General features: G+C 67.7%; 23 protein-coding genes and 1 tRNA gene. 18 read left to right on the forward strand and 6 right to left on the reverse strand.

Annotated elements, in window-relative coordinates; translation table 11 throughout:
• The first annotated feature begins 51 nt into the window (after positions 1-51).
• From MRBLMX7_RS13000 to MRBLMX7_RS13010, 3 genes are all read left to right on the forward strand, one after another.
• Positions 52-555, forward strand: a complete 504-nt coding sequence (locus MRBLMX7_RS13000; protein WP_363369143.1) for an amino-acid N-acetyltransferase — start codon at positions 52-54, stop codon at positions 553-555.
• Between the two features lie 9 nt (positions 556-564).
• Positions 565-1,218, forward strand: coding sequence for a hypothetical protein (locus MRBLMX7_RS13005; RefSeq protein WP_363369145.1), 654 nt, complete (start codon positions 565-567; stop codon positions 1,216-1,218).
• Positions 1,219-1,531: 313 nt separating this feature from the next.
• Positions 1,532-1,939, forward strand: a complete 408-nt coding sequence (locus tag MRBLMX7_RS13010; RefSeq protein ID WP_363369147.1) for a dehydrogenase — start codon at positions 1,532-1,534, stop codon at positions 1,937-1,939.
• A 79-nt stretch (positions 1,940-2,018) separates the two neighbouring features.
• Here MRBLMX7_RS13010 and radA read toward each other — a convergent pair whose 3' ends face one another.
• On the reverse strand, positions 2,019-3,386 hold the full coding sequence (gene radA / locus MRBLMX7_RS13015) for a DNA repair protein RadA (RefSeq protein WP_363369149.1): 1,368 nt from the start codon (positions 3,384-3,386) through the stop codon (positions 2,019-2,021).
• Between the two features lie 100 nt (positions 3,387-3,486).
• On the opposite strand from radA, the gene MRBLMX7_RS13020 reads away from it, so the two are divergent.
• The 5 genes from MRBLMX7_RS13020 (at position 3,487) to cydC (ending at position 10,020) form a co-directional block, all read left to right on the forward strand.
• Positions 3,487-4,131: a helix-turn-helix transcriptional regulator gene (locus MRBLMX7_RS13020; RefSeq protein WP_363369151.1), complete on the forward strand. Its 645-nt coding sequence runs from the start codon at positions 3,487-3,489 to the stop codon at positions 4,129-4,131.
• 105 nt (positions 4,132-4,236) lie between these two features.
• Positions 4,237-5,652: a cytochrome ubiquinol oxidase subunit I gene (locus MRBLMX7_RS13025; RefSeq protein WP_050722326.1), complete on the forward strand. Its 1,416-nt coding sequence runs from the start codon at positions 4,237-4,239 to the stop codon at positions 5,650-5,652.
• Positions 5,653-5,666: 14 nt separating this feature from the next.
• Positions 5,667-6,695 (forward strand): cytochrome d ubiquinol oxidase subunit II, encoded by a 1,029-nt coding sequence (cydB, locus tag MRBLMX7_RS13030; protein ID WP_050722327.1) that lies wholly within the window; start codon positions 5,667-5,669, stop codon positions 6,693-6,695.
• Positions 6,692-8,338: a thiol reductant ABC exporter subunit CydD gene (cydD, locus tag MRBLMX7_RS13035; RefSeq protein ID WP_363369154.1), complete on the forward strand. Its 1,647-nt coding sequence runs from the start codon at positions 6,692-6,694 to the stop codon at positions 8,336-8,338. The genes cydB and cydD overlap by 4 nt, the downstream gene beginning before the upstream one ends.
• On the forward strand, positions 8,335-10,020 hold the full coding sequence (gene cydC / locus MRBLMX7_RS13040) for a thiol reductant ABC exporter subunit CydC (RefSeq protein WP_363369156.1): 1,686 nt from the start codon (positions 8,335-8,337) through the stop codon (positions 10,018-10,020). Before cydD ends, cydC begins: the two co-directional genes overlap by 4 nt.
• Before the next feature lie 76 nt (positions 10,021-10,096).
• Here cydC and MRBLMX7_RS13045 read toward each other — a convergent pair whose 3' ends face one another.
• A complete protein-coding gene (locus MRBLMX7_RS13045; RefSeq protein ID WP_363369159.1) occupies positions 10,097-10,879 on the reverse strand; it encodes a hypothetical protein in 783 nt (260 codons plus the stop codon).
• 132 nt (positions 10,880-11,011) lie between these two features.
• On the opposite strand from MRBLMX7_RS13045, the gene MRBLMX7_RS13050 reads away from it, so the two are divergent.
• The 3 genes from MRBLMX7_RS13050 to MRBLMX7_RS13060 all read left to right on the forward strand — a co-directional run bounded on the left by MRBLMX7_RS13050 (position 11,012) and on the right by MRBLMX7_RS13060 (position 12,261).
• A tRNA-Ser gene (locus MRBLMX7_RS13050) sits at positions 11,012-11,102 on the forward strand.
• 477 nt (positions 11,103-11,579) lie between these two features.
• On the forward strand, positions 11,580-11,819 hold the full coding sequence (locus MRBLMX7_RS13055; RefSeq protein ID WP_363369161.1) for a hypothetical protein: 240 nt from the start codon (positions 11,580-11,582) through the stop codon (positions 11,817-11,819).
• An 88-nt stretch (positions 11,820-11,907) separates the two neighbouring features.
• Complete coding sequence (locus tag MRBLMX7_RS13060; RefSeq protein ID WP_341955382.1) at positions 11,908-12,261, forward strand: hypothetical protein; 354 nt, start codon at positions 11,908-11,910, stop codon at positions 12,259-12,261.
• Positions 12,262-12,330: 69 nt separating this feature from the next.
• Here the strand turns inward: MRBLMX7_RS13060 and MRBLMX7_RS13065 are convergent, their stop codons facing one another.
• From MRBLMX7_RS13065 to MRBLMX7_RS13080, 4 genes are all read right to left on the reverse strand, one after another.
• Positions 12,331-13,860, reverse strand: a complete 1,530-nt coding sequence (locus tag MRBLMX7_RS13065) for an acyl-CoA synthetase (RefSeq protein ID WP_363369164.1) — start codon at positions 13,858-13,860, stop codon at positions 12,331-12,333.
• 78 nt (positions 13,861-13,938) lie between these two features.
• Positions 13,939-14,391: a MaoC family dehydratase gene (locus MRBLMX7_RS13070; protein ID WP_341933381.1), complete on the reverse strand. Its 453-nt coding sequence runs from the start codon at positions 14,389-14,391 to the stop codon at positions 13,939-13,941.
• 19 nt (positions 14,392-14,410) lie between these two features.
• Entirely contained in the window at positions 14,411-15,298 is an 888-nt protein-coding gene (locus MRBLMX7_RS13075) for an amidohydrolase family protein (protein ID WP_341936192.1), read from the reverse strand.
• A gap of 5 nt (positions 15,299-15,303) precedes the next feature.
• A complete protein-coding gene (locus MRBLMX7_RS13080) occupies positions 15,304-16,236 on the reverse strand; it encodes an SDR family NAD(P)-dependent oxidoreductase (RefSeq protein WP_341933382.1) in 933 nt (310 codons plus the stop codon).
• An 88-nt stretch (positions 16,237-16,324) separates the two neighbouring features.
• On the opposite strand from MRBLMX7_RS13080, the gene MRBLMX7_RS13085 reads away from it, so the two are divergent.
• The 7 genes from MRBLMX7_RS13085 to MRBLMX7_RS13115 all read left to right on the forward strand — a co-directional run bounded on the left by MRBLMX7_RS13085 (position 16,325) and on the right by MRBLMX7_RS13115 (position 23,458).
• Complete coding sequence (locus MRBLMX7_RS13085; protein WP_341933383.1) at positions 16,325-16,804, forward strand: MarR family winged helix-turn-helix transcriptional regulator; 480 nt, start codon at positions 16,325-16,327, stop codon at positions 16,802-16,804.
• A 115-nt stretch (positions 16,805-16,919) separates the two neighbouring features.
• Positions 16,920-18,575 carry an ABC transporter substrate-binding protein gene (locus MRBLMX7_RS13090; RefSeq protein WP_341933384.1) on the forward strand — a complete coding sequence of 552 codons (1,656 nt, stop codon included), beginning with the start codon at positions 16,920-16,922 and terminating at the stop codon, positions 18,573-18,575.
• Positions 18,576-18,613: 38 nt separating this feature from the next.
• Entirely contained in the window at positions 18,614-20,299 is a 1,686-nt protein-coding gene (locus MRBLMX7_RS13095) for an amidohydrolase (protein WP_341933385.1), read from the forward strand.
• A 65-nt stretch (positions 20,300-20,364) separates the two neighbouring features.
• The gene (locus MRBLMX7_RS13100) at positions 20,365-20,829 is read left to right on the forward strand and encodes a DUF3237 domain-containing protein (protein ID WP_363369168.1); all 465 of its coding nucleotides are present in this window, start codon (positions 20,365-20,367) and stop codon (positions 20,827-20,829) included.
• 32 nt (positions 20,830-20,861) lie between these two features.
• Complete coding sequence (locus MRBLMX7_RS13105; protein WP_341933387.1) at positions 20,862-21,455, forward strand: TetR/AcrR family transcriptional regulator; 594 nt, start codon at positions 20,862-20,864, stop codon at positions 21,453-21,455.
• Positions 21,456-21,662: 207 nt separating this feature from the next.
• Positions 21,663-22,031 carry a hypothetical protein gene (locus MRBLMX7_RS13110; protein WP_341933388.1) on the forward strand — a complete coding sequence of 123 codons (369 nt, stop codon included), beginning with the start codon at positions 21,663-21,665 and terminating at the stop codon, positions 22,029-22,031.
• Entirely contained in the window at positions 22,031-23,458 is a 1,428-nt protein-coding gene (locus tag MRBLMX7_RS13115; RefSeq protein ID WP_341936193.1) for an amidase, read from the forward strand. Before MRBLMX7_RS13110 ends, MRBLMX7_RS13115 begins: the two co-directional genes overlap by 1 nt.
• The last annotated feature ends 68 nt before the right edge of the window (positions 23,459-23,526 follow it).

Genomic DNA, 23,526 nt, shown 5'->3' on the forward strand with positions numbered 1-23,526 from the left:
GATCCGCAGGTGTTCAGGGTCGATCGAGGCGACCGGTTCTAGGCTGGACGGGTGAGTGAGTACATCGTCCGTCCGGCGCGCAGCGCGGACATCGTCGGCATCCGCGATCTCCTGCAGCCGATGGTGGAGCGACGCGTGCTCCTCGGCAAGGATCTCGCGGTGCTGTACGGCGCGGTGCAGGAGTTCGTCGTCGCCGAAGCCGAGGGCGAGCTCATCGGCTGCGGAGCCCTGCACGCGTTCTGGGAGGACCTCGGCGAGGTGCGCACGCTCATGGTGCGCGAGGACTGGCTGCACCACGGCGTCGGCGGCGCGATCGTCGGCCGGCTCGAGGACAACGCCCGCGAGCTCGGGCTCAGCCGTCTGTTTTGCCTCACGTTCGAGACCGTGTTCTTCGGACGCCGCGGGTATACGCCCATCGGCGAGCAGGTCGTCGACCCCGACGTGTACTCCCAGCTGCTGCGCAGTGGTGACGCGGGTGTCGAGGAGTTCCTCGACCTCGCGCACGTCAAGCCGAACACGCTCGGCAACACCAGGATGCTGAAGCGGCTGAACTAACCTGGGATCATGTCCCGCCAGTCCGCCGCCGTCTATCGTCGTCGGCGCATCGTGGCTCTCGTCGGGCTCGTCCTCTTCATCGCGTTCGTCGGATTGGCGGTCTGGCTGCTGATCGCGCGCCCCTGGGCCGCGGCCACCGATGCGACGCCCGTGCCGACCTCGACGGCGACGGGCACGCCGACGCCGAGCACGACTCCGACAGACACGGCCGAGTCCCCGTCGCCCGAACCGAGCGCCGAGGAGACGCCGGGTGTCGTGGCGTGCGAGGCGAAGGACGTGGTCGTGACGGCGGTCACCGACGCCGACACCTACGCCGCGGGCGTGCTCCCCAACCTGTCGATCTCGCTCACGAACAACGGCGCAGCGGACTGCACGATCGACGTCGGGTCGACCACCCAGGTGTTCACGGTGTCGAGCGGTGCGGACGTCTGGTGGCGGTCGACCGACTGCCAGGAGAACCCGAGCAGCATGATCGCGACGCTCGCAGCGGGCGCGACGGTCACCAGCAAGGTGCCGGTGGTGTGGGACCGCACGCGGTCGAGTGTCGACACCTGTGCGCAGGAGAACCGTCCGCGCGCGCCCGGCGGTGGGTCGTCGTATCACGTGGCGGTCGAGATCGGCGGCTTCGCCGGGGCGGCGACGAAGCAGATCCTGCTCTACTGACGGGGCGGTGTCGACCTCGCGACACGCCCGAATACCTATCTGCACTCAGTATCGGGGCTGACACCTCGCTTTCTTTGGGATACCATTGGAAACGGCTTTCTGATCATGCGGCGTTCATGCCATCCCCAGTGGCGTCGACTCACAGCGTCCCCAGCGCTTCGACACGTGCCGCCCGAGAGCCCGCGGGCCCTCTCGAGTACCCCAGTCCCCAATGTGGGACTCGAGAGGGCCCCAATCTTCTCCTGACCGGATGCCGGCCTCTCCCGAGCGGATGCCGGCGCGATGCCGACCGCGCCGTGACTACGCTGGAACCATGGCAGCGAAGAAGTCGAAGTCCGCGAAGAAGCCCGCACCCGAGGACTTCCGGTCGGATGCTCTCGCCCAGGCGCTCGAGAAGCAGGACGTCGCAGCCGTCGCTCTCGCCCTGCGCCACGGCACGACGGTCGTCCCGCTCGTCAAGCCCGGCGCGCGCGACAACCCGCTCGACAGCGGCGAGGTGTGGACGTACCGAGACCCGAACACGGGCGATCTCGCGCTGCTCCTGTTCAGCGACGCGAAGAACAAGCCGGCCAACCTGCCGCCGGGCGTCGGGATCTACTCCGCCGACTGGCTGCGGAAGTTCCTCGCGACGCATCCCATCACGACGGTGTTCCTCGACATCGCGGGACCGCACCCGATGCAGGCGTCGCCCGAGGAGATCCTCAAGGCCCTCGACGCCTGAGACGCTGCGCGGGATGGGGCGCGTTTCGTCTCGTCGCTGCGCTCCTCGCTCAACGACCGGTGTGCACGGCGAGCGCCGCTCAGAACGGCGGGATGTCGGCCTCGCCGCGGCGTGAGGTGTTGCGCGCGCGGACGTCGTTCAACGCGGCCCGCAACGTCTTCGACCGGTCGTCGACGACCTGCTCGTACCCCAGGCGTGCGGCCTCGGAGCGCCGCTGGGCTGACTGCGTCACCGGGCGGATCTCTCCCGCGAGGCTGAGCTCGCCCACGGCGGCGACCGTGCGCGGCACGGAGATCTGTTGGATCGATCCCGCCACGGCGATCGCGATCGCGAGATCCGCGGCGGGTTCCGTGAAGCGCACCCCGCCGACCGTCGACACGTACACGTCGAGCGTGCTGGTCTTGATCCCTGCCCGCCGTTCGAGGATCGCGAGCACCATCGCCACGCGCGAGGAGTCGAGACCGTGCACGACTCGGCGCGGGTTCGGCGCCGTCGTCCCGACTGTGAGCGCCTGCACCTCGACCGGCAGCGCACGGCGCCCCTCGAGGGAGATCGCGACGCACGTGCCGGGCTCGGTCGCGCCCTGCGACAGGAACAGCCCCGAGGGGTCGGGCACCTCGGCGATGCCGTCGCCCGTCATCTCGAAGCATCCGACCTCGTCGGTGGGCCCGAAGCGGTTCTTGAGCGCGCGGATGAACCGCAGCGAGGTCTGGCGGTCGCCCTCGAAGTGGCACACGACGTCGACCAGGTGCTCGAGCACGCGGGGTCCCGCCACCTGACCGTCCTTCGTGACGTGTCCGACGATGATGATGGGCAGGCTGCGCTCCTTCGCCACGCGGATCAGGGTCGACGCGACGTCGCGCACCTGGCTCGGCTGACCCGCGGCGCCGTCGATCAGCGCCGACGACACGGTCTGCACGGAGTCCACGATCACGAGCTGCGGCTCGACCTCGTCGATGTGCCCGAGGATCGTCGCGAGATCGGTCTCGCTCGCGAGGTACAGCTCATCGTGCAGTGCGCCGGTGCGCTCGGCGCGCAGGCGCACCTGCGCGGGGGACTCCTCGGCGCTGGCGTACAGCACGCGGCGCCCTGACTGCGCGGCCTTCGCCGCCACCTCGAGCAGTAGCGTCGACTTGCCGACACCCGGCTCACCGCTCAGCAGGATCGCCGCTCCCGGAACGATGCCGCCGCCCAGCACGCGGTCGAACTCGCCCACACCGCTCGTGCGCCGCGGGGCATCGGTCGTGGTGATCTGCGTGATCGGCCGCGCAGCGCGATCGGCGGTCGGCGCGAGGGGGGTCACCCGGCTGAGGATGCCGGTCTGCGCGCTCTGCTCCTGCACCGTGCCCCACTGCTGGCACTCGCCGCAGCGTCCGACCCACTTCGCGGTCGTCCACCCGCATTCCGTGCACACATACGCGGGAGGAGCGGGTTTGCGGGTAGCCATGCAGCCAGGCTATCGCCGGTATCCGACATCCCTATCGCGGCGGGCATTATTCACGGCCCCAGCCCTCGATGTCGCGCAGCGGCCACGCGATACTGGATCCATGGCCAACGGAGCGCCCGTCTGCGGGCCCATCTCGACCTTCTCGCGAGTGCGGATCCTGCACGCGCTGTTCGAGTCCGGCACGGCCCAGATCCGTGGCACGCGCACGATCGGCGAACTGTGCGAGGCCACGGGCCTGCACCCCAACACGGTCCGCGAGCACCTGCAGCGCCTGATCGAGGGCGGCTACGTGATCCAGGCCACCGAGCACCGCACGACCCGCGGTCGTCCGCGCACCCTGTACAGCGCGGCGACCGGCACGGGTGACGCCTCCAGCCCGATCGCGCGCGACAAGGCCAAGGCCGCAGCCCACCGCGGCGACCTGCTCCGCCGGATGCTCCCGGCGACCGCATCCGCTCTGGGTCGCGACGCGACCTACCAGCTGGACGCCCTCATCGAACACTTGGAGGAGAGCGGCTTCGAGCCCGTCGTCGACGACGAGCAGCTCACGGTCGATCTCACCCCGTGCCCGCACGCCGCGGGCCGCGCCGAAGACCGCCCGATGCTGTGCTCCGTGCATCTCGGCCTCATGCAGGGGGTGCTCGCCGAAGCGGGCGGGCCGCTCGCTGCCGAGGCCGTGCGCGCCCCCGGACGTCCGGAGGAATGCACCGTGCAGCTGCGTCTGACGGAGATGACCGCCGCCTAGGCGATCGTCTGTCCTCCCGGACCGACGGCCCCGCGAGGGCCGACGGCGGCGGTCCTCGCGGCCGCAGGCACTGAAGAACAGGCACAGAAGAAGGAGTGGCCTCCGATGGAATGGCTCGATCCGCTCGCCCTCTCGCGATGGCAGTTCGGTCTCACGACCGTCTACCACTACCTGTTCGTGCCGCTGACGATCGGCATGGCGCTGGTCGCGGCGATCTTCCAGACCGCGTGGGTGCGCACCGGCAAGGTGCAGTACCTCCACCTGACGCGCTTCTTCGGCAAGATCTTCCTCATCAACTTCGCCATGGGCGTCGTGACCGGCATCGTGCAGGAGTTCCAGTTCGGCATGAACTGGTCGGACTACTCGCGCTTCGTCGGCGACGTGTTCGGCGCCCCGCTCGCGTTCGAGGGACTGCTGGCGTTCTTCTTCGAGGCCACGTTCATCGGCCTCTGGATCTTCGGCTGGGACAAGCTCCCGCAGAAGCTGCACCTCGCGACGATCTGGTGCGTCTCGATCGGCACGATCCTGTCGGCCTACTTCATCATCGCCGCCAACGCGTTCATGCAGAACCCGGTCGGCTACGTGTTCAACCCCGAGACGAACCGCGCCGAGCTCACCGACTTCTGGGCGCTGCTGACGAACCCCGTCGCGCTCGCCGCCTTCCCGCACACGATCTTCGGCGCGCTCATGTTCGCCGCCGGCGTCGTGATCTCCGTGTCGGCCTGGCACCTCGCTCGCGGCCAGCACTTCGACACCATGCGCATCTCGCTCAAGTTCGGCCTGTGGGCGATGATCTTCTCGACCGCGGGCGTGGTGCTCACGGGCGACCAGCTCGGACTCGCGATGTACGCCGCGCAGCCCATGAAGATGGCCGCGGCGGAGGCGACGTTCAACACGGTGTGCGGGCCGGATGCCGCGTTCAGCCTCTTCACGCTCGGCACCCCCGACGGCAGCTCCGAGCTGTTCAGCATCCGCGTGCCGTACCTGCTGTCGCTGCTGTCGACCCACACGTTCGACGCGTGCGTGCACGGCATCAACGACCTGAACGCCGAGTACGCGACCACGTACGCCGACACCGGTCTCACCGAGTTCGCCCCGATCCTCTGGGTCACGTACTGGGCGTTCCGCTGGATGATCGGCCTCGGCATGGCCGCCGGCCTCGTCGCCGTGATCGGCCTGTGGCTGACCCGCAAGGGCGCCAAGAAGCCGCCGGCGCCGTGGATGTGGAAGCTCGCGATCTGGTCGTTCCCCCTCGCGCTCGTCGCCAACATCATGGGTTGGGTCTTCACCGAGATGGGTCGACAGCCGTGGATCGTGTTCGGGCTCATGACCACGCAGGACGGCGTCTCGCCGGGCGTGACCGGCGTCGACGTGCTGATCTCGCTCATCGCGTTCACGGCCATCTACGCCGCCCTCGCGGTCGTCGAGGTGCGACTCATCGTCAAGGCCGCGCAGAAGGGCCCGGACACCGACGAGCAACCCCACGAGGAGACGGCCCAGCTGCCGTCGGTCGTGTACTGAGAGGAAGGAACATCATGGATCTCGCAACGCTCTGGTTCTTCATCGTCGCCTTCTTCTTCGTCGGCTACTTCGTGCTCGACGGATTCGACTTCGGCGTCGGCATGTCGCTGCCGTTCCTCGGCAAGGACGACGTCTCCCGCCGCCAGGTGATCAACACGATCGGCCCGGTGTGGGACCTCAACGAGACGTGGGTCATCGTCGCGGGCGCCGTGCTGTTCGCGTCGTTCCCCGAGTGGTACGCCACGCTCTTCAGCGGGTTCTACCTGCCGCTGCTCCTCATCCTGCTCGCGCTGATCCTGCGCGGCGTCTCGTTCGAGTACCGTCATCAGCGCGACAGCGCGGCGTGGAAGCGCGGCTTCGACCGGATGATCGTGATCGGCTCCGTCGTCCCGGCGCTGCTCTGGGGCGTCGCGTTCGGCAACATCGTGCAGGGCGTGGCCTTGGATGAGAACCACATCTACGTCGGCGGGTTCTTCGCGCTGCTGAACCCCTACGCGCTCCTCGTGGGCGTGACCACGCTGCTGCTGTTCTTCCTGCACGGGGTGCTCTTCGTGGCGCTCAAGACCGACGGACCCGTGCACGAGGACGCGCACCGGCTGGCGAAGCTCGCCGCCGGGCCCACGATCCTCGCCGCCGCGGGCACCGTGGTGTGGACGGCGGTGATCGCCATGAACCGGGAGGCGCCGCTGCTGTGGCTCGTGATCGGTGCGGGGGCCGTGGCGGCTGTGGCGCTGATCGCCGCTGTCGGCCTGTCGCTCGTGCGCCGGGACGGCTGGGCGTTCTTCGCCGGCATGGTCACCGTGATGCTCGCGGTCGTGATGCTGTTCGCCGCACTGTTCCCGTACGTCATGCCGTCGACCATCGCCGACGCGAACAGCCTGACGATCGCGAACGCGTCGAGCACGCAATATACGCTGGAGATCATGAGCTGGACGGCGCTGATCGCGACCCCGCTCGTGCTCGCCTACCAGGCGTGGACCTACTGGGTGTTCCGCAAGCGCGTCACCCGCCGTTCGATCGAGGGGGCTCCGGCGCACGCGTGAAACCCGTCGACATCCGGCTCCTCCGCTATGCGAGCGCCGCCCGGGGGTTCCTGCTCCTCTCCGGGGTGATCGGGGTCGCGCAGACCGCGGTCGTGATCGCGTTCGCCTGGATGCTCACGGATGCCGTGACCGGCGCGCTCGCGGGACGCGACGTCACGGCATCCCTGCTGTGGCTGCTCGCACTGGCCCTGCTGCGCGGACTGCTCATCGCCGCCTCGGATGCCGCCGGCATGCGCGCCGCCGCGAAGACCGGGATGCAGCTGCGGTCGGCGCTCATCGCCGCGATCGGCCGCCTCGGACCCGGATGGCTCGCGCAGCGCAACCGCGCGGAGCTGGCGGTCACGGCCGGGCACGGGCTCGAGGCTCTCGACGCGTACTTCGCGCGGTACATCCCGCAGCTCGTGCTCACGGTCGTGGCGACCCCCGTGATCGTCGCGATCATGTGGTGGCAGGACTGGCCTAGCGGACTCACGGCGATCGTCACGCTGCCGCTCATCCCGCTGTTCCTCATCCTGATCGGCATGGCGACCCGCACCGTGCAGCGTCGGCAGTGGCAGACGCTGCAGCGCCTCGCCGCCCGGTTCGCCGATACCGTGCAGGGGCTCGCGACGCTGCGCCTGTTCGGCCGCGCAGGCCGTGCGGCCGCGCAGATCGAGACCACGGCCGACGAGTACCGACGCGAGACCATGAAGGTGCTGCGGTTCTCGTTCCTGTCGGGTTTCGCGATGGAGCTGCTGTCGTCGATCGCGGTCGCGCTCATCGCCGTGGCGATCGGGTTCCGGCTGCTGTCCGGTGACCTGTCGCTCGAGGTCGGCCTGTTCGTGCTGCTGCTCGCGCCGGAGGCGTTCCTGCCGATCCGCCAGGTCGGGGTGCAGTTCCACGCCGCGGCGGAGGGGGTCGCAGCGACCGAGGACGTGTTCGCGGTGCTCGACGAGGCGGGTGATTCCGGCGACGTTTCGGCTCGCTCCGCTCGCTCAACGACCGGTGTTCGGTCGCCCCGCGAGGAGCGCAGCGACGAGACGAAACGCCCCTCCCCGCTGATCGTCACGGACCTGCGCGTGCGCGACCTCCCGCCGGTCTCCTTCACGGCCGAGCCCGGCACGATCACCCTGATCGAGGGGCCGAGCGGGGTCGGCAAGTCGAGCCTGCTCGCGGCGCTCCGCGGGGCCGTCGCGTTCGAGGGGGCCGCGACGATCGGCGGGCGAGACGTCCGTGCGCTGTCGCCCGCCGACTGGCTGGCGTGGGCCGGGCAGAGCCCGCAGCTCCGTCGGGGCACGGTGACCGCCAATGTGGCGCTGGGCGATCCGGCACCGGAGGCCGACGGCATCCGTCGCGCGCTCGACGAGGCGTGCGCCGACGAGGTCGACGCCGCGCTCGAGCTCGGTGTGCAGGGCAGCGGGCTCTCCGGCGGACAGGCGCAGCGGGTCGCGGTCGCGCGGGCGCTGTACCGGCAGACGCGCAGGCCGGGGGCGGTGCTCGCGCTCGATGAGCCGTCCAGCGCGCTCGACCCCGACACCGAGCAGCGTCTGTGGGCCTCGCTGCGCGCGCGGGCGGATGCCGGGGCGACGGTGCTCCTCGTGTCGCATCGGCGCTCCGTGCGCGACATCGCCGACCGCGTCGTGGAACTGGGGGTGCGGGTATGAGCTCCGTCACCGGATCCGTCTCGCGGGCCGCCCGCATCCGGGAGGTGCTGCGACTCGCGCAGCCGCCCTTCCCGCGGTTCCTCCCCGGACTCGTCTGGGGTGTGGTGTCGGCGGGGGCAGCGGTGAGCCTGCTCGCGGTGAGCGGGTGGCTGATCGTGAGCGCCTCGATCGTCGACTCGCTCGTGCCGCTGTCGATCGCCGTGGTCGGTGTGCGCTTCTTCGCGGTGACGCGCGCGGTGACGCGGTACCTCGAGCGCCTGAGCGGTCACGACGCGGCCCTGCGGCAGCTCGCCGCGACCCGCGCCGACATGGTCCGCAGGCTCACGCCCCTGTCGCCCGCGGGGCTCGGGCGCACCGACCACGGCCGCGTGCTCTCCGCGCTCGTCGACGACGTGGAGAACCTGCAGAACCTCCCGCTGCGCGTCGTGCAGCCCCTCGCGGTGTCCGGCGTCGTCGCGGTCGGCGCCGTCGTGTTCCTGCTGTTCGTCTCGGTGCCTGCGGCGCTCACGCTCGCGGTCTGTCTGGTGATCGCCGCACTCGCCGCGATCGGGCTGGGGTGGCTGTTCGGCTCACGCGCCGAGTCGCTCGTCTCGCAGCGGCGCGGCGATCTCGCGGCTGCGCTCACCGACTACCTGGGCGGGCTCGACGTGCTGCTCGCGTACGGGGCGGAACCCGAGGCGCGCGAGCGGGTGAGCGCTGCGGATGCCGCGCTGCGGCGTGCCGTCGCGGGAGCGTCGCTCGCGCAGGCGGTCGCCGCGGGGGTCGTGTCGGCGGTCGCCGGTGCCGCGTCGGTCTGGGCGCTCGCGGCCGCGGCGCCGGGACTCGGCAGTGCGATCGACGGGCCGTGGCTCGCGGTCGCGGTGCTCGTGCCGATGGTCGTGTTCGAGGTGTTCGGCGCGGTGCCGATCGCCGCGGCATCCTGGCGGAGCGTGCGGTCGAGTGCCGAGCGCATCGTCGACGTGCTGCCGGAGCGGATGCCGGTCCAGCTGCGCCCGGATGCCGGGACGGACGATGTCGTGGAGGGCTCCCCGGCTCTGCGCCTGCGCGGCGTGCGGGCCGACTGGCCGGGCGGGGCGCCGGCGCTGCACGGAGTCGATCTCGACCTGCATCCGGGGGAGCGGGTGCTCGTGTCGGGGCCGAGCGGGGCGGGCAAGAGCTCGCTCGCCGCCGTGCTCGTCGGCTTCCTGCGGGCCGAGGGGGAGTACACGGTCGGGGGTGTGTCCGCTGCCGAGCTGTCGGGCCCGGCGCTGCGGCGCACGATCGGGCTGTGCGAGCAGAGCCCGCAGCTGTTCGACGAGGACATCCGTCAGAACCTGCTGTTCGCGCGGGACACCGCGACCGATGACGAGTTGCTGGCAGTGCTGTCACGCGTCGGTCTGGGCGACTGGATGCGGGAGCGCGGAGGCCTCGATGCACGTGTCGGCGATCGGGGCGCGCTCGTGTCGGGCGGTCAGGCGCAGCGTCTGGCGCTCGCGAGGGCGCTGCTGCGCGGGTTCCCCGTGCTCGTGCTCGACGAGCCGACCGCGGGCGTCGACCCGGAGGCGTCGGATGCGCTGCTCGCCGATCTCCTGGGCGCCGCGGGGGAGCAGTCGGTGCTGCTGATCTCGCACGTCGCCCCGCCCGAGGGATCGGTCGACCGCGTCGTGCGGCTGGAAGACGGCCGCACCGTCACCGGTCGTTGAGCGAGGAGCGCAGCGACGAGACGACAGGTCTTGAGGTCCCGCGGAACCGTGGTGCGTTTCGGCTCGCTCCGCTCGCTCAACGACCGGTAGTGAGATCGGCGCGGGGCTCCATGACGATGCCCTGCGCCTCGAACGCGCGGCGGCGCTCCTCGATGCGGCGGTGCAGCTCCACCTGCGCATCGTCGACGAGCTGGGGGTCGAGCGCGACCGTGTCGGGATGCGGGTCGCCGTGATTCGCGGCGATGTACGCGTCGAGCTCGGGGCCGGAGGTCCACGACGTGATCAGCGCGAAGCGCGGGGCCGTGCCCCGGTGCCACACGGCATGCCAGAAGCGCTGCGTGTCGACGACGATGCGGGACCCCGCCCGCAGCGGCAGACGGATCTCGGTGGCCGGGTCGAAGCGGTCGCCGCGCAGGAGCAGCAGCGAGTCGGGGTCGTCCGTGAGGTTGTAGTAGCCGCGCACGACCCAGCCCGTGCCCTCGTCGTTCAGGCGGTTGTTGTCGTCCTGGTGCAGGTTGTAGACCGCATCGGCGTAGGTGTTGGGCTGCAGTTCGATCACCCGGCAGCGCCCGACGCCGGCACCGGGCTCGAGTGCACGGCGCTGCAGGGTCGGGGCGATCGCGACCTGCGACGGCACCCACACGCCGTCCTTGTCGGTGCGCGGAGGTGTGTGGTTCCAGAAGCCGTTGCACTCGATCTCGCCCGCGTAGCTCGCGAGGGGCGCGAAGCGCGTGACCCCGGACGAGCGCCAGCCGATGTACTCGAGATCGAGCCACTCGGCGGGATCGGATGCCTGGTCGTGGTCGTCGAGCACGACGTAGCCGGTCTCGGCCAGCGCCTCCGACGTGATGTAGCCCATGTGCGCATCCCTCCGTTGCGTCGCTTAGGCCATCCTAACTATCCTGCGTCCGCGGCGCCCGGTGTGCGACCGTGCATAAGCCGTCAGGTCCACGATTCGCGCGGGAACGCGGACTGTCGTAAGCTAGTCCGCGGTGACGTGTCCGAGCGGCCGAAGGTGCAACTCTCGAAAAGTTGTGTAGGGTAACCCCCTACCGTGGGTTCAAATCCCACCGTCACCGCCACCACGAAGGCCCCGAATCCCGTTGAAAAGACTGGGATGCGGGGCCTTTGTCCTGCTCCGATCGGGGCGTGCGGTAACGCAGCAGTAACGCGAGCCAGGGTGGGGTTCTCGCCGCGGATCCGCCCGGGTCGGCTCAATCGCTACGTATGCCGCCATCGACGACGCCGTGCCTCGGGGCAAACCCAGTAAAGACGAGGCGGCTCGACCAAGATGACGGCGAAGATCCCAAGATTTTCGGCGAGGGTCTATCAGGGGTTGTTGCGGGATGGTTACGACTGTTGAAGTTGCGGGTGAGAGTTCAGTCTGATCGCATCGCGCTAGCGGCAGCTGCGCTCGTGACGGCGGAATAGATGTGGGGAATGACGCGCGCAGCGTTTGCACTCCCCTCGCCGCGCTGACGGGATTCCGACTGTCGCATCTCCGGCCCGGCGGTTCCCGCTGGCTGAATCGGGTGTACCCCATCAGGTTCGCTCGAGCCGTGCAGTTCCCCGTGATGATCTACTTCGCGCTGTTCATTCTCGTCCACGTCGTTCTCGTCCTCGCGACAGGGGCTCTGCGCAACCTCAACCACATCTACGCAGCCGACGACTCGGCGAGCTGGCTCGGCCTCGGGCTGTTCCTGGCGTCGCTCGCGGTGATGGGCGGTGGCGTTCACGCCGCTCGACCCGTGGTGATCGCGGGGATCGCGCAGCTCTTCGGCAAGGTGTCCGGTCGCTGACAGCAAGTCGACGATCTCAACGCCGAACACAAACGCCGCCAAAAGCCCGAAAACGAGTTTCTTCTTCATCGAACCCGATGTGTGGGACGTGTTGGACATCGGCATGGAGCCGCTCCGTGAACGGGGCACGCAGATGCTCCCCGAGATCCACGAGAACTTCCGCGTCCAGCTCGCGATGTCCGTACGCGGACACTGGGGGTACGGTGTCGCGCTTCCGATGCTGATGTTGCACGCGCTCATGGCCGGAAGAACCGATCGGTTGCGCAGCTGGCTGGAGATCTGCCCCCGCAAGCAGTTCACGACGCTCGACATGCATGATGGAATCGGCGTCGTGGATGTGGCGGGGCTGCTCTCCGACGAGGAGACGGCGATGCCGACGACTCCGTGCTCACGCTCCGGTGGGCGAAGGGTGATCATGAGGCGATTCTCATCGCCGACATGATGCGCCTTGTCCGGCTGAGACCCGCGTGCTTGGGTGCCGTCGACGAATAGGGCCCTGAGACCCCTGCCGTTACCGCGGAAACAGCCCGCGCAGTTCGTGCTTTCGCACTTTGCCCGAGGCGGTTCGAGGCAGTGAGCCGACGATCTCGACACGGGTGGGCAGCTTGTACCGGGCGACACGTCCTTCCAGCGTGCCGCGAATGGTGTCGAGCGTAATGTCGAAGCCATCTCGAACCGTGAGGACCGCGATCGGCACCTCGCCCCACCTCTCGTCGGGGACGCCGATCACGGCAGCTCCGGTCACCCCGTCGATGTCCGCGATGAGCGATTCGATCTCGGCGGGATAGATATTCTCCCCTCCGGAGATGATCATGTCCTTCAGTCGGTCGGAGATGTAGAGGTAGCCGTGGTCATCGACGTATCCGAGATCACCTGAGCGGAACCATCCGTCGGCGGTGAGCGAGGCGGCAGTCGCATCGGGAAGGCCGTGATAGCCCGCGAAGACATTGGGACCCGCGACCTGGATCTCGCCGACGATCCCCGTCTCGACGGCCCCGCCACTCTCGTCGACGACCCGCACGTCGGTGAAGAAGTGCGGAAGACCGACGCTGCCGAGCTTATGCGCCGTCATGTCAGGAGACAATGAGGTCGCGCCCGGTGAGGTCTCGGTCATCCCGTAACCCTGGGAGAACGACATCCCGCGCTCTTCATAGGCGGCGAGGATGCGCGAGGGCACCGCAGACCCTCCGCAGGTCAGCTTGTCGAGACTCGACAGGTCGGTCGAGCCCCATTCGGGGTGATCCACCAGGAGCTGGAACGTGGTGGGGACTCCGGACAGCATCGTCACTCGGTAGCGCTCGACCAGATCCAGCGCCGTGCCGGGATCGAAGCCCTTCTCGAGAACGAGGGTGCCGCCCTTGAGGAGAACCGGCAACGCGCCCATACCCAATGCTGCGACGTGGAACAGTGGCGAGATCATCAGCGCGACATCATCGGAGGAGACGTCGTAGTCGATGAGGTTGTTCACGGCCACCGCGGTGAGGTTCGCGTGTGTGAGCACGGCGCCTTTGGCCCGGCCTGTGGTTCCGGAGGTGTAGACGATAGCTGCGGGAGTGTCGTCGTCTGCGGCATGCAACGGCGGTATGTCTGTGGCCTGCTCGATCAGCCGCGCAAGGCCGAGGGTGCCATCGCGGCCCGAAGAGCCGGTGCGGATAACATGGGCCGGGGCTCCGGAAGCGGTGAGCAGACGCTCGAGCCGATGGGCGAACTCCGGATCGTGGATCAGGATGCGAGCGCCACTGTCGGAGAGGACATGTTCGATCTCGGGGATCGCGAGGCGAGTGTTGACGGGGACGAATACGGCGCCGATACGTACCGCCCCGAACAGCGTGATCAAGAAGTCCGGGCTGTTCTCGCCGAGATAGGCGACGCTGTCGCCCTCACGCACCCCGCGTGCAACGAGGACTTGCGAGACGCGCTCCGCCGAGTGTGCGAGCTGCGAGTATGAGAGCCGCTGCCCGTCTCCGAAAACGATCGCCGTCTTGTCGGGGTTTCGCAGACGGCGGCGAGGGAGCCAGGCACCCAATCCTTTTGTGTGCATCATTCTGTTCATCGAGGTAGGGCGCATCCTCGCGCCGGGGTGGAGCCGGCGCGAGGCGGATGCCGAGCGCCGGGGGTATTACGCGTAGAAGCGGTACAGACTCCGTGTGGCGACGGCGGGCTTGACGGCACCGTGGATCTCGATGGTGTGGTCGACGGAGAGTTGGTAGCCTCCCGGGATTTCGGTGACCTCGGCGATCACGGCGTTGCCGCGCACCTGAGCGCCGACGACGACGGGGGAGATGAAGCGGACCTTGTCAAGACCGTAGTTGACCCTGGTGGAGACGTCTTCGACGTCGAAAAGCTCGGTCCAGAACTTGATGACGAGCGACAGGGATAGGAAGCCATGGGCGATCGGCCTTCCGAAGGGGCCGTCTTTCGCGCGCTCCGGATCGGTGTGGATCCACTGGTGGTCGTCGGTGGCGTCGGCGAAGAGGTTCACGCGGTCCTGCGTGACCTCCAGCCACTCGGACCAGCCGAGATCGCAGCCGGCGAGTCCGTTGACATCGGCATAGGCGACGGTGGTGGTCATGATGTTCCTTTCGATGGTGTCAGCGTGTGAGACCGAGTAGGCGTGCGGCGTTGTCCTTGAGGATCCCTGGCATCACCTCGGGCTTAAGCGAGGTCTTCTCGGCGTCGCGCATCCAGCGTTCGGGGGTGAGGAGCGGGAAGTCCGATCCGAACAGGATGCGGGAACGGAGAAGCGAGTTGGCATGACTCACGAGGTTCTCGGGGAAGTACTTGGGGCTCCAACCGGACAGGTCGATCCAGGTGTTGGGCTTGTGGGTCGCTACAGACAGCGCCTCGTCCTGCCAGGGCACGGACGGGTGGGCCATGATGATCTGTAGGTCGGGAAAGTCCGCAGCCACCGGGTCGAGCAGCATCGGGTTCGAGAGCCCGAGACGCAGACCGCGACCGCCTGGCAGCCCGGCTCCGATGCCCGTCTGTCCGGTGTGGAAGAGGGCGACCATCCCGGCATCTTGCAGCACTTCATAGAGCGGATAGTAGGTCGAGTCACTGGGATCGAAGCCCTGGACGGTCGGGTGGAACTTGAATCCGCGGACGCCGTGTTCGTCGATCAGGCGCCGTGCGCGATCGACGGCTTCGCCGCTGAGGCGCGGGTCCACTGAGCCGAACGGGATCAGCACGTCGTTGTTGCGCGCCGCACCCCCGGCGATCTCCTCGCTCGAGAGCCCCCTGTGGCCCAGCTGTGTCGTCGCGTCGACCGTGAATACGACCGCGGCCATGCGGTGATCGCGATAGTACGCGGCCACCGAATCGAGATCGGGGCGCGGCCCCTCTGTCGAGAAGTACGCAGAGGCGGCGTCGGCGAGGTCGGTCGGAAGGGACGTGTGCCCGTGTCCATCGACTTCGATGTGCACGTGCATGTCGATGGCGGTGATCGACGTGAGGTCGATGGCCGACTCGTAGCGGGCCATGGTCATCAATCCTGGGGAACAGGACGCTGGAGTTCTGCGGGAAGCGGCGGGAACTTCTCGCCGACGTCCTGCAGCTGCTCGCCGATCAGCGTGGCGAAGTTCTCTTCCAGCGCGGCGGTCGTCCAGCCGCCTTCGCGGTACTCCGTGACCACGGGCTCGGGGTGGGACCACAACTGGATGCGGTCGCCGCCGATGCCGATCGCCTGACCGGTCACGCTGGCCGCGTCGTCCGAGGCCAGGTAGGCGATGAGTCCGCTGACGTCGTCAGCAGTGCCGAAGCCGAGGTCGTGTCGGAAGAAGTCCGGCATCGGCCGGCCTGCGGCATCCGCCTCGACGGCGGCGGCGAAGTACGGCACCGTCGCGGTCATCGCGGTGGCGGCGACGGGGATGACCGCGTTGGCGGTAATCCCCGCGCGACGGAGCTCGAGCGCCCACGTGCGCACCATCCCGACGATTCCCGCCTTCGCCGCCGCGTAGTTGGTCTGCCCGAAGTTGCCGCGCTGACCGGTCGGCGATCCGATGCAGATGATGCGGCCGGCGATCTCGTTCTCTCGCATATGGGTCACGGCGGCGCGGACGGTGGTGAAGGTGCCGCGCAGGTGAACATCGATCACGGTGTCGAAGTCGTCGTCGCTCATCTTCCACAGCACCGTGTCGCGCAGGACTCCCGCATTCGTCACCAGGATGTCGAGGCGCCCGAAGCTGGAGAGAGCGGCGTCGACAAGTGCCTGGGCGGTGTCTGCCGAACCGACAGGCGCCGCGACGGCGACGGCCTTCCCCCCCGTCGAGCGGATGTTATCGACAGCGGCGTCGGCGATGGCGGCATCGACGTCGTTGATCACGACGGAGGCTCCCTGACGTGCGAGTTCCTGCGCGTAGGCGAGGCCTAGCCCGCGGCCCGAACCAGTGACGATGGCGACTTTTCCGTTGACAGACATGGTGTCCTTTCGAATCAGGATGATCGAATCACACAATCATTGAGAAAGTCAATCATTGTGTTCTCTCATTATTTGTTATCGTGACTTCGTGACCTCTCCGATCCCGACTGATGATGTGAGCGCGGCTGTCGACCGATTGCGAGGCAGCAGCCTCGGCGATGAGCTCAGCTTCCTGCTCGCTCGGACGAATGCCCTATCGCTCGCTGCGGGGAATGTGGCGCTCGCCGCGCACGGGCTGCGTGTGCGGTCCTACTCGGTGCTCGCGCTCGCCGCGTCCGGCGAGCGTCCGTCACAGCGCGAGCTCGCCGACTTCCTCCGGCTCGACCCCAGTCAGGTCGTGGCGCTCATCGATGACCTCCAGGAAGACGGTCTGGTCGAACGGCAGCCTGACCCACGAGATCGCCGCGCGAACGTCGTCGTCGCGACGGATGCCGGAGTGCGCCTGCACCGGATCGCCCACCGCTCGGCGCGTGCGGCGGAGGAGCGGTTGTACTCGGTGCTCGACGAGGAGACTCGGAGCCACCTGGCCGCGACCCTGCGCGAGGTAGCCTTCACGCCGCGCGACTGATGCATTTGTCCACAGAGTCTCGACAGCGTGATCCACGACAGGAGGCGGCGCTCTTGCTTTTTTAATAGCGAATGTTCTATAAAAGTCTGAACAGTCGCCCATCTGGAGGACAACCATGGCCGAACGCACGTCCCCTCGGTACCGCAAAGCATGGATGGCCGCGAGCCTCGCTGCCGGTCTGTTGTCCGTCACCGCATGCTCGACCTCGACAGGGCCTGCCGAGATCGAGGTCGAATTGACCGACCGTGCGCCGTCGGCCGCGGAGGCGGTGCCGGAGATCACGTGGAACCTCCCTGATGGTGAGCCGACGACCCTGGATCCCCGGGACTCCGCGACGTACTCGGGCGCGACGGTGGTCGCGAACCTCTGCGACCCGCTCTTGGCGATCGATGAGGACTACACGCTGCATCCGAACCTCGTCAGCTTCGAAGCCCCCGATCCCCTGACGCTCGTCTACACGATCGAAGCGGAGGCGACTTTCTGGGACGGCCAGCCCGTCACCGCAGACGACATCGTCTATAGCCTGGACCGAGCCGCAGACCCGGCGGCGACCACCTCCTTCCTGTTCGCGAGCGTCGCCGAGGTAGAGAAGACGGACGATGTCACGGTGACGGTTCGGTTTGCTCAGCCCGACGCGATGTTCAACGCGCAGATGGCGACGTTCGCGGGTGCTGTCGTCGAACGTTCCTTCGCCGAGACGGCCGGCGCATCGTTCGGGACCGCGGCGGGAGGGATCATGTGCAGCGGCCCCTACATGCTCGACGAGTGGCGCTCCGGAAGCGACATCACCATCGAGCGCAACCCCGACTACTGGAATGAAGATCTCCCGCTGCTCGTCGATCGTGCGAAGTTCACCTTCATCACCGACAGCACGGCCGCGACCCAGGCGTTGTCGACCGGCGAGATCGACGGCGCATACCGCATCGATCCCTCGGCGGTGCCGACCCTCAGCACAGCCTCGAACGGGCAGCTCTACTTCGGCCCGTCGATGGAGAGTCTGCAGCTTTACGTGGCGAGGGCGGACGGTCCGCTCGCCGACGTCGCCCTCAGGGACGCCCTGCAGAAGGCCGTCGACAGGGAGGTGCTCGCGTCCACCGTCTATTCTGGAGCAGCGGCGCCTCTATACACCACCGTGACCCCGCGTACGTGGCCGACCGCTCAACGCGAGCTCTACCAGAATGCTTATGACAAGTGGGCGGACGCGCGGGCATTCGATCCCAAGGCCGCGAAGAAGCTCGTCGCGGGCTCCGGCTATGCCGGGGAGACGCTGGTGCTGGGTGTGCCGACGGGACAGGCCACCATCTCGCGGGTGGCGCAACTGGTGCAGCAGGACGCCGAGGCTGTCGGCATCCAGATCGAGATCAAGGAGCTCCAGCCCCTCGACTACACGACCGCCGCGTATGACGCGGTCGTCCGCGAGCGCTTTGGTTTGGATCTGATGCTCGGCGAGTCTTTCAACGCGACGGCGGAGCCGCTGGAGCCGCTCGGATTCACCCTGACTGAAGGTGCACCGTACAACTACACACAGATCGCTGACCCCGAGCTCACCAGTCTCCTCGATCAGGCCCGAGCGGCTGTCGACCCCGAAGACCGCGCCCGCCTCGTGATCGAGGCGCAAGAGATCGGAGAGATGACGTCGGCCGCGATCCCGCTGCTGAGTCTCCACACCACGACGTTCCTCAACAACCGTCTCGGTGGCGCGATCACGTCATTCGCGTACATGTCGATGCCCTCTGTCGCCTACCTCGGCGGCACAGGTGACGGCAAATGAACCGGGGAGACCAGGCTCACGATGAGGAGAGGTCCGGGATGATCCTGACGAACGCGGTGATTCTCACCTCCGATGACCAGAGTCCCGCGGCCGACACCCTTGTGATCAGGGACGGCCGCTTCGACTGGGTGGGTCGCGCCTCCGATCTCCCCAGGAGTATCGATCTTCCTGTGGTGGATCTCGACGGGAGGGCGGTGATCCCCGGTCTGATCGATGCTCACTCCCACCCCGCGCTGGTCGCGATGAGTGGATGGCACGTACAGTTGCCCGAGACGCAGAGCGTGGATGAGCTCATCGACTTCATCCGCGAGTATGGGATGGCGCATCCTCAGGAGGACGAGCCGTACTTGTACTTCGAGTACTTCCCGACTGCTCTCCTCGGTGAGGGCGGTGCGACCAAGGAGCTGCTCGACCGTGCGATCTCCGATCGTCCGGTGCTTGTCCAGGACGCCGGCGATCATGCGAGCTGGGTCAACACCCGGATGCTGGAGCTCCTCGGTGTCGACGACACCACTCCCGACCCCGTGCCAGGCCTGGAACGATTCGCGAGGGATGCCCACGGACGTCCGACAGGCTACATATTCGAGAACGCGCATGTACGTTTCCTTCCGCGGATGTACGAGACCCTGGGCTGGACTCCGCCGGAGCAGCCGACCCCGGAGATCATCCGCCCGGTCTTGGACTTCCTCGGAAGCACCGGCGTCGTTGCCGTCTTCGACGCGCTCATCGAGACGCCGGAGGTCGTCGCCGCGATGCGTGAGCTGGAGAGCCGTGGCGACCTCCACCTGCACTACGAGGGAGCGGTACGGTTTCGAACTCTCGGTGATCTCCCCGAGGCGCTCGCGACGGTGTCTGCGCTCGATGACGACTCCGCGTCGAGCAGAGTGCGGGTACGCACCGTCAAGCTGTTCCTCGACGGCACGAATGAGCTCGGCAGCGGGGCCGTCCTCGACCCGCTGCTCAGCGAGGACAACGCCGGCCCGCTCGGCGCGATCCAGATGGAGCTCGACGACCTCGCGGAGTGCATGCGCCTGTGCAACGGGGCGGCCGTGGATCTTCACATCCACATGGTCGGTGACAGGGCCTTCCGCACGGCGTGCGACGCGGTGGAGCGTGCGCGCTCCCGGGCGGAGGCCGAGGGCGACAAGTGGAGCCTCCAGGTCACGTTCGCTCACTGTGAGCTTGTCGATCCGGCGGACCTTGCTCGACCCGCTGAGCTAGGGGTCATCGTCAACTGGACCAATCATTGGTCCGGCGGATACTTCGGGGAAGAAGCCGCACGCCATCTCGGTGCGCATCGCTGGGAGCGCATGTACGACTTCACCGCGATTGCCGACTCCGGAGCCCGGCTGACCTTCTCGAGCGATGTGGTGTCCGCCGCCGAACTCCACCGGGCGGCACCGTTCTTCGGCATGCAGATCGCCGCCACCCGCATAGATCCCGAAGTGCCTCTCGACCCTGAACGATTCGCCGAGAGCCGGCGTCCCGCTAGTACTGCCTCGCTGTCGATCGCGCAACTGCTGCGGGGATACACGATCGATGCCGCTGTGCAGCTGCGTATCGAGAAGGATTACGGCAGTGTGTCTCCGGGAAAACTCGCGAACCTCGTCGTGCTCAACATAGACCCGTTCGCGACCCCGGCCCACGAGCTCGCGACCGTTCAGCCGACGGCTGTCGTCTTCTCAGGCGCGGTGGTGTCGGGATCTCTGCCGTCGCCCCGGTGACTGCGCGCCCGGTCCGCCCGCCCGTCGGGAGGACTCCCCCGAAAGACCACGACAAAAGGAACCCCATGCCCGACCTGACTATGCCGTCCTTCGAGTTCGCCTTCGACATCCTCGTCGACATCGATGAGGGGTGGCACATCGGTGTCGGAGAAGACGAGAAGCTGTGGTTCACCCCCATCACGGGGGGGAGTTTCGAAGGGCCACGCCTCTCCGGCGAGGTGCTCTCGGGCGGCGGCGACTGGTCGGTGAAGCGGCAGGACACGACGCGTGTCGAGGCCCGGTATCTCATCAAGACGAGTGATGGCGTCGTGGTGGACGTCACCAACGTGGGCTACTTCCGTGCGACTCTCGAGGTCGAGGAGCTTCTCGAGGCAGGGCAGCCCGTCGAGGAAGGCTCGTACTACTTTCGTACGGCCTTCACTTTCCGAACGGATTCGCCCACGTACCGATGGTTGGCGGAGAATCAGTTCATCGGGGTGGCGAGCGATGAAGGCCAGCGGATCCGGATCCGCGTTTTCCAGCTGCTCTGACCGGGCGGGGTGTTACAGACGGAGGAGAGATCATGCCGAAGATCGTCGACCATGCGGCGCGCAGGCATGAGATCAGCGTGGCGGCGATGCGCGTGCTCGCCCGCAGCGGCCCCGACGGGCTGACGTTGCGTGCGCTGGCGCGTGAACTCAACGGCTCCATCACGCTGGTGACGCACTTCTATGCGGACAGGAAGACGCTCCTGGCCGGCATCATCGATGAGCTGTCGACGAACTACGACGATGATGTCGCATCGCTGCCTCTGACCGGCGACCGTGTCGAGGACCTGCGCGCGTACCTGCTGTGGATGGTTCCGCTGACGCCTGAGGAGATCGATATCGAGCGCTGCAGAGTCGCGCTCGTCCACTCCGCGGACAACAGCGCGATAGCGGGCTTCTTCGACTCGATGGAGGGCAGAGCCCGTTCGGCATTCCGGGCGAGGCTCGACGGTCTGATCGATGAGGATGCGATGGGGGAGGCGATCGACTTCCTTCGCATGCTCGTCAACGGAGCCGTGCTCTCCGCGGTCGAACACCCGCAGTACTGGACGGAAGAGCGTCAGCGAGCGGTGGTGGAGCGCGGCTTAGCGGCGCTCGGCCTGGTGGGTGAGCAGAGCGCGAACGGCTGACGATGATTATTTTGTGACGATCTCTATACAAACGGCGAGGTTTTTCGTAGAGTGCTTTCACCCGACCATGAGTGTGAGTACCCGAGGAGCACCGTGAGCACTATCCCAACCAGCGCAGAGCGCGCCGTGGCCCCTTGGAGCGAGATCGAGAGTCTCGTCGGACGACGGTTCGTCAGCGAATGGCTTGAGATCTCAGACGACGCCAGAATGCATTTCGAGAAGGCGTCCTACCTGGATCCGGCCGAGAGCCCGTTCGATCCTGCAGGATATCCGGAGGGCCTGGTGGAAGGATTCCACCTGCTGGCGCTCCTGGATCACCTCGTGGGCCAGGTGTCGTACGTGGAGGCGGACGCGTGGACGGGGTGGAACTACGGTCTCGATCGAGTCCGGTTCACGTCTCCGGTGACCATCTCCGACCGTGTGCGAGTCGCGGGTGAGATCACGCAGTTGCAGCCTCGAGCCGGCGGCTATCTCGTCACCTACGACTGCGTCATGGAGATCGAGGGATCCGAGCGACCGGCGATGGTCGCGACGTGGAAGGCGCTGTGGAGCGTGGACGAGGAGGACGAGGCGTGATGTCGACGATTCCGCGCTCCGACGGACTCGCCTGGATGTCCGGTGCAGACGTGGCGTCCCTCATCCGCTCGCGCAGCGTCAAGCCGTCGGAGGTGGTGGCCGCCGCGCTTCAGCAGATCGATGAGCACGAAGCGCAGACGAACGCCTTCGTCACGGTCCTCGCCGAGCAGGCAATGGATCAGGCGGCGCGTGCGGACGACGAGGTGATGCGAGCAGATCCCGCAGACCTGCCTCCGCTGTTCGGCGTGCCGCTCACCGTCAAGGACCTCTCGGCCACAGCGGGGATCAGAACGACCTTCGGCAGCACGCAGTTCGCCGAGCACGTCCCCGATGCGGATTCTCTCGCAGTGGGCCGTCTTCGAGGCGCTGGGGCTATCCTCATCGGCAAGACGACCACCCCGGAGTTCGGGATGCTCGGAGTCACCGAGAGCGCACTCACCGGAGTCACCAACAACCCTTGGCGGCTGTCGCGCACCGCCGGCGGATCCAGCGGCGGTGCAGCAGTGGCGAGTGCATCCGGCATGGGACAGCTCGCCTGGGGCTCAGACGGCGGCGGGTCGGTGCGCATCCCCGCGTCCTACTGCGGTGTGGTCGGGCTCAAAGCCTCGCTGCGTTGGATCCCGGGTGAGCATCCTTGGGACTCGGCGGTGACCGACGGTCCGCTCACCCGTACCGTCGTCGATCAGGCTCTTCTGCTGGAGGTCACGGCGGGGCATCACCCAACGGCTCCGTTCTCGACGCCGTTGCCCGTCCGCGACTTCGTCAGCGCCATGCGCGCCCTTCCCGCCGACCTAGCCGGTGTCCGCATCGCCTACGCGCAGAGCCCGTCCGGTGCGGCCCCGAGTGCTGAGGTGGCCGCCGTCGTCCGTCGGGCCATCGACGTGCTGGCGGGCGCAGGAGCCGAGGTCAACCTCATCGAGCTGCCTCTGCCGGACCCGGTGGAGTACTTCATCGATTTCTGGGGTCCCGCCTTCCTCGATCCGAACGCTCCGCTGCCGCATCCCGCCATGCGCAGCGTCAGCGAGGCGGCGCAGCGGCTCACATTGGAGAGACACCTTCACACGGCTTCCGAGACTCGAGCCGAAATCACTCGGACCTACAACCGCGTGTTCGAGGAGTTCGATCTGCTCATCACTCCCACGAGCCCGGTGGCGGCGTTCCCGCATCCAGGCGCAGCGGGGGGCAACACCGAGATAGACGGGGTGCCCGTCGCGCACCCGGCGATCGACTTTCATCGGTACACCGAACCCGCATCTCATGCCGGGATCCCCGCGATCACGGTGCCGGCGGGGTTCGATTCCGACGGGATGCCTGTCGGCATGCAGCTGCACATGCCTCAGCATCACGACGCGCGGCTTCTGCAGATGGCCGCCGTCTGGGAGACGCTGCAACCGTGGGCTCACCTGCGCCCGGAGTTCCGGCTGTGACAGCGGGGATCGATGTGGGGCCATCGACCGCGAGCGTGCGGGCGATCGGAAGGCGCGCCTCTGCGGCG

The organism is Microbacterium sp. LMX7-1.2 (assembly GCF_040675935.1).
Lineage (GTDB): Bacteria > Actinomycetota > Actinomycetes > Actinomycetales > Microbacteriaceae > Microbacterium.

Bases quoted from the DNA above. Each gene is read 5' to 3' on its own strand.
- MRBLMX7_RS13025 (WP_050722326.1), top strand. From the start codon at position 4,237: ATGGAATGGCTCGATCCGCTCGCCCTCTCGCGATGGCAGTTCGGTCTC.
- MRBLMX7_RS13075 (WP_341936192.1), bottom strand. From the start codon at position 15,298: ATGGCCCGCTACGAGTCGGCCATCGACCTCACGTCGATCACCGCCATC.
- MRBLMX7_RS13090 (WP_341933384.1), top strand. From the start codon at position 16,920: ATGGCCGAACGCACGTCCCCTCGGTACCGCAAAGCATGGATGGCCGCG.
- MRBLMX7_RS13105 (WP_341933387.1), top strand. From the start codon at position 20,862: ATGCCGAAGATCGTCGACCATGCGGCGCGCAGGCATGAGATCAGCGTG.
- MRBLMX7_RS13070 (WP_341933381.1), bottom strand. From the start codon at position 14,391: ATGACCACCACCGTCGCCTATGCCGATGTCAACGGACTCGCCGGCTGC.
- MRBLMX7_RS13010 (WP_363369147.1), top strand. From the start codon at position 1,532: ATGGCAGCGAAGAAGTCGAAGTCCGCGAAGAAGCCCGCACCCGAGGAC.
- MRBLMX7_RS13110 (WP_341933388.1), top strand. From the start codon at position 21,663: ATGCATTTCGAGAAGGCGTCCTACCTGGATCCGGCCGAGAGCCCGTTC.
- MRBLMX7_RS13095 (WP_341933385.1), top strand. From the start codon at position 18,614: ATGATCCTGACGAACGCGGTGATTCTCACCTCCGATGACCAGAGTCCC.
- MRBLMX7_RS13065 (WP_363369164.1), bottom strand. From the start codon at position 13,860: ATGCACACAAAAGGATTGGGTGCCTGGCTCCCTCGCCGCCGTCTGCGA.
- radA (WP_363369149.1), bottom strand. From the start codon at position 3,386: ATGGCTACCCGCAAACCCGCTCCTCCCGCGTATGTGTGCACGGAATGC.
- MRBLMX7_RS13080 (WP_341933382.1), bottom strand. From the start codon at position 16,236: ATGTCTGTCAACGGAAAAGTCGCCATCGTCACTGGTTCGGGCCGCGGG.
- MRBLMX7_RS13005 (WP_363369145.1), top strand. From the start codon at position 565: ATGTCCCGCCAGTCCGCCGCCGTCTATCGTCGTCGGCGCATCGTGGCT.
- MRBLMX7_RS13020 (WP_363369151.1), top strand. From the start codon at position 3,487: ATGGCCAACGGAGCGCCCGTCTGCGGGCCCATCTCGACCTTCTCGCGA.
- MRBLMX7_RS13100 (WP_363369168.1), top strand. From the start codon at position 20,365: ATGCCCGACCTGACTATGCCGTCCTTCGAGTTCGCCTTCGACATCCTC.
- MRBLMX7_RS13045 (WP_363369159.1), bottom strand. From the start codon at position 10,879: ATGGGCTACATCACGTCGGAGGCGCTGGCCGAGACCGGCTACGTCGTG.
- cydC (WP_363369156.1), top strand. From the start codon at position 8,335: ATGAGCTCCGTCACCGGATCCGTCTCGCGGGCCGCCCGCATCCGGGAG.
- MRBLMX7_RS13115 (WP_341936193.1), top strand. From the start codon at position 22,031: ATGTCGACGATTCCGCGCTCCGACGGACTCGCCTGGATGTCCGGTGCA.
- cydB (WP_050722327.1), top strand. From the start codon at position 5,667: ATGGATCTCGCAACGCTCTGGTTCTTCATCGTCGCCTTCTTCTTCGTC.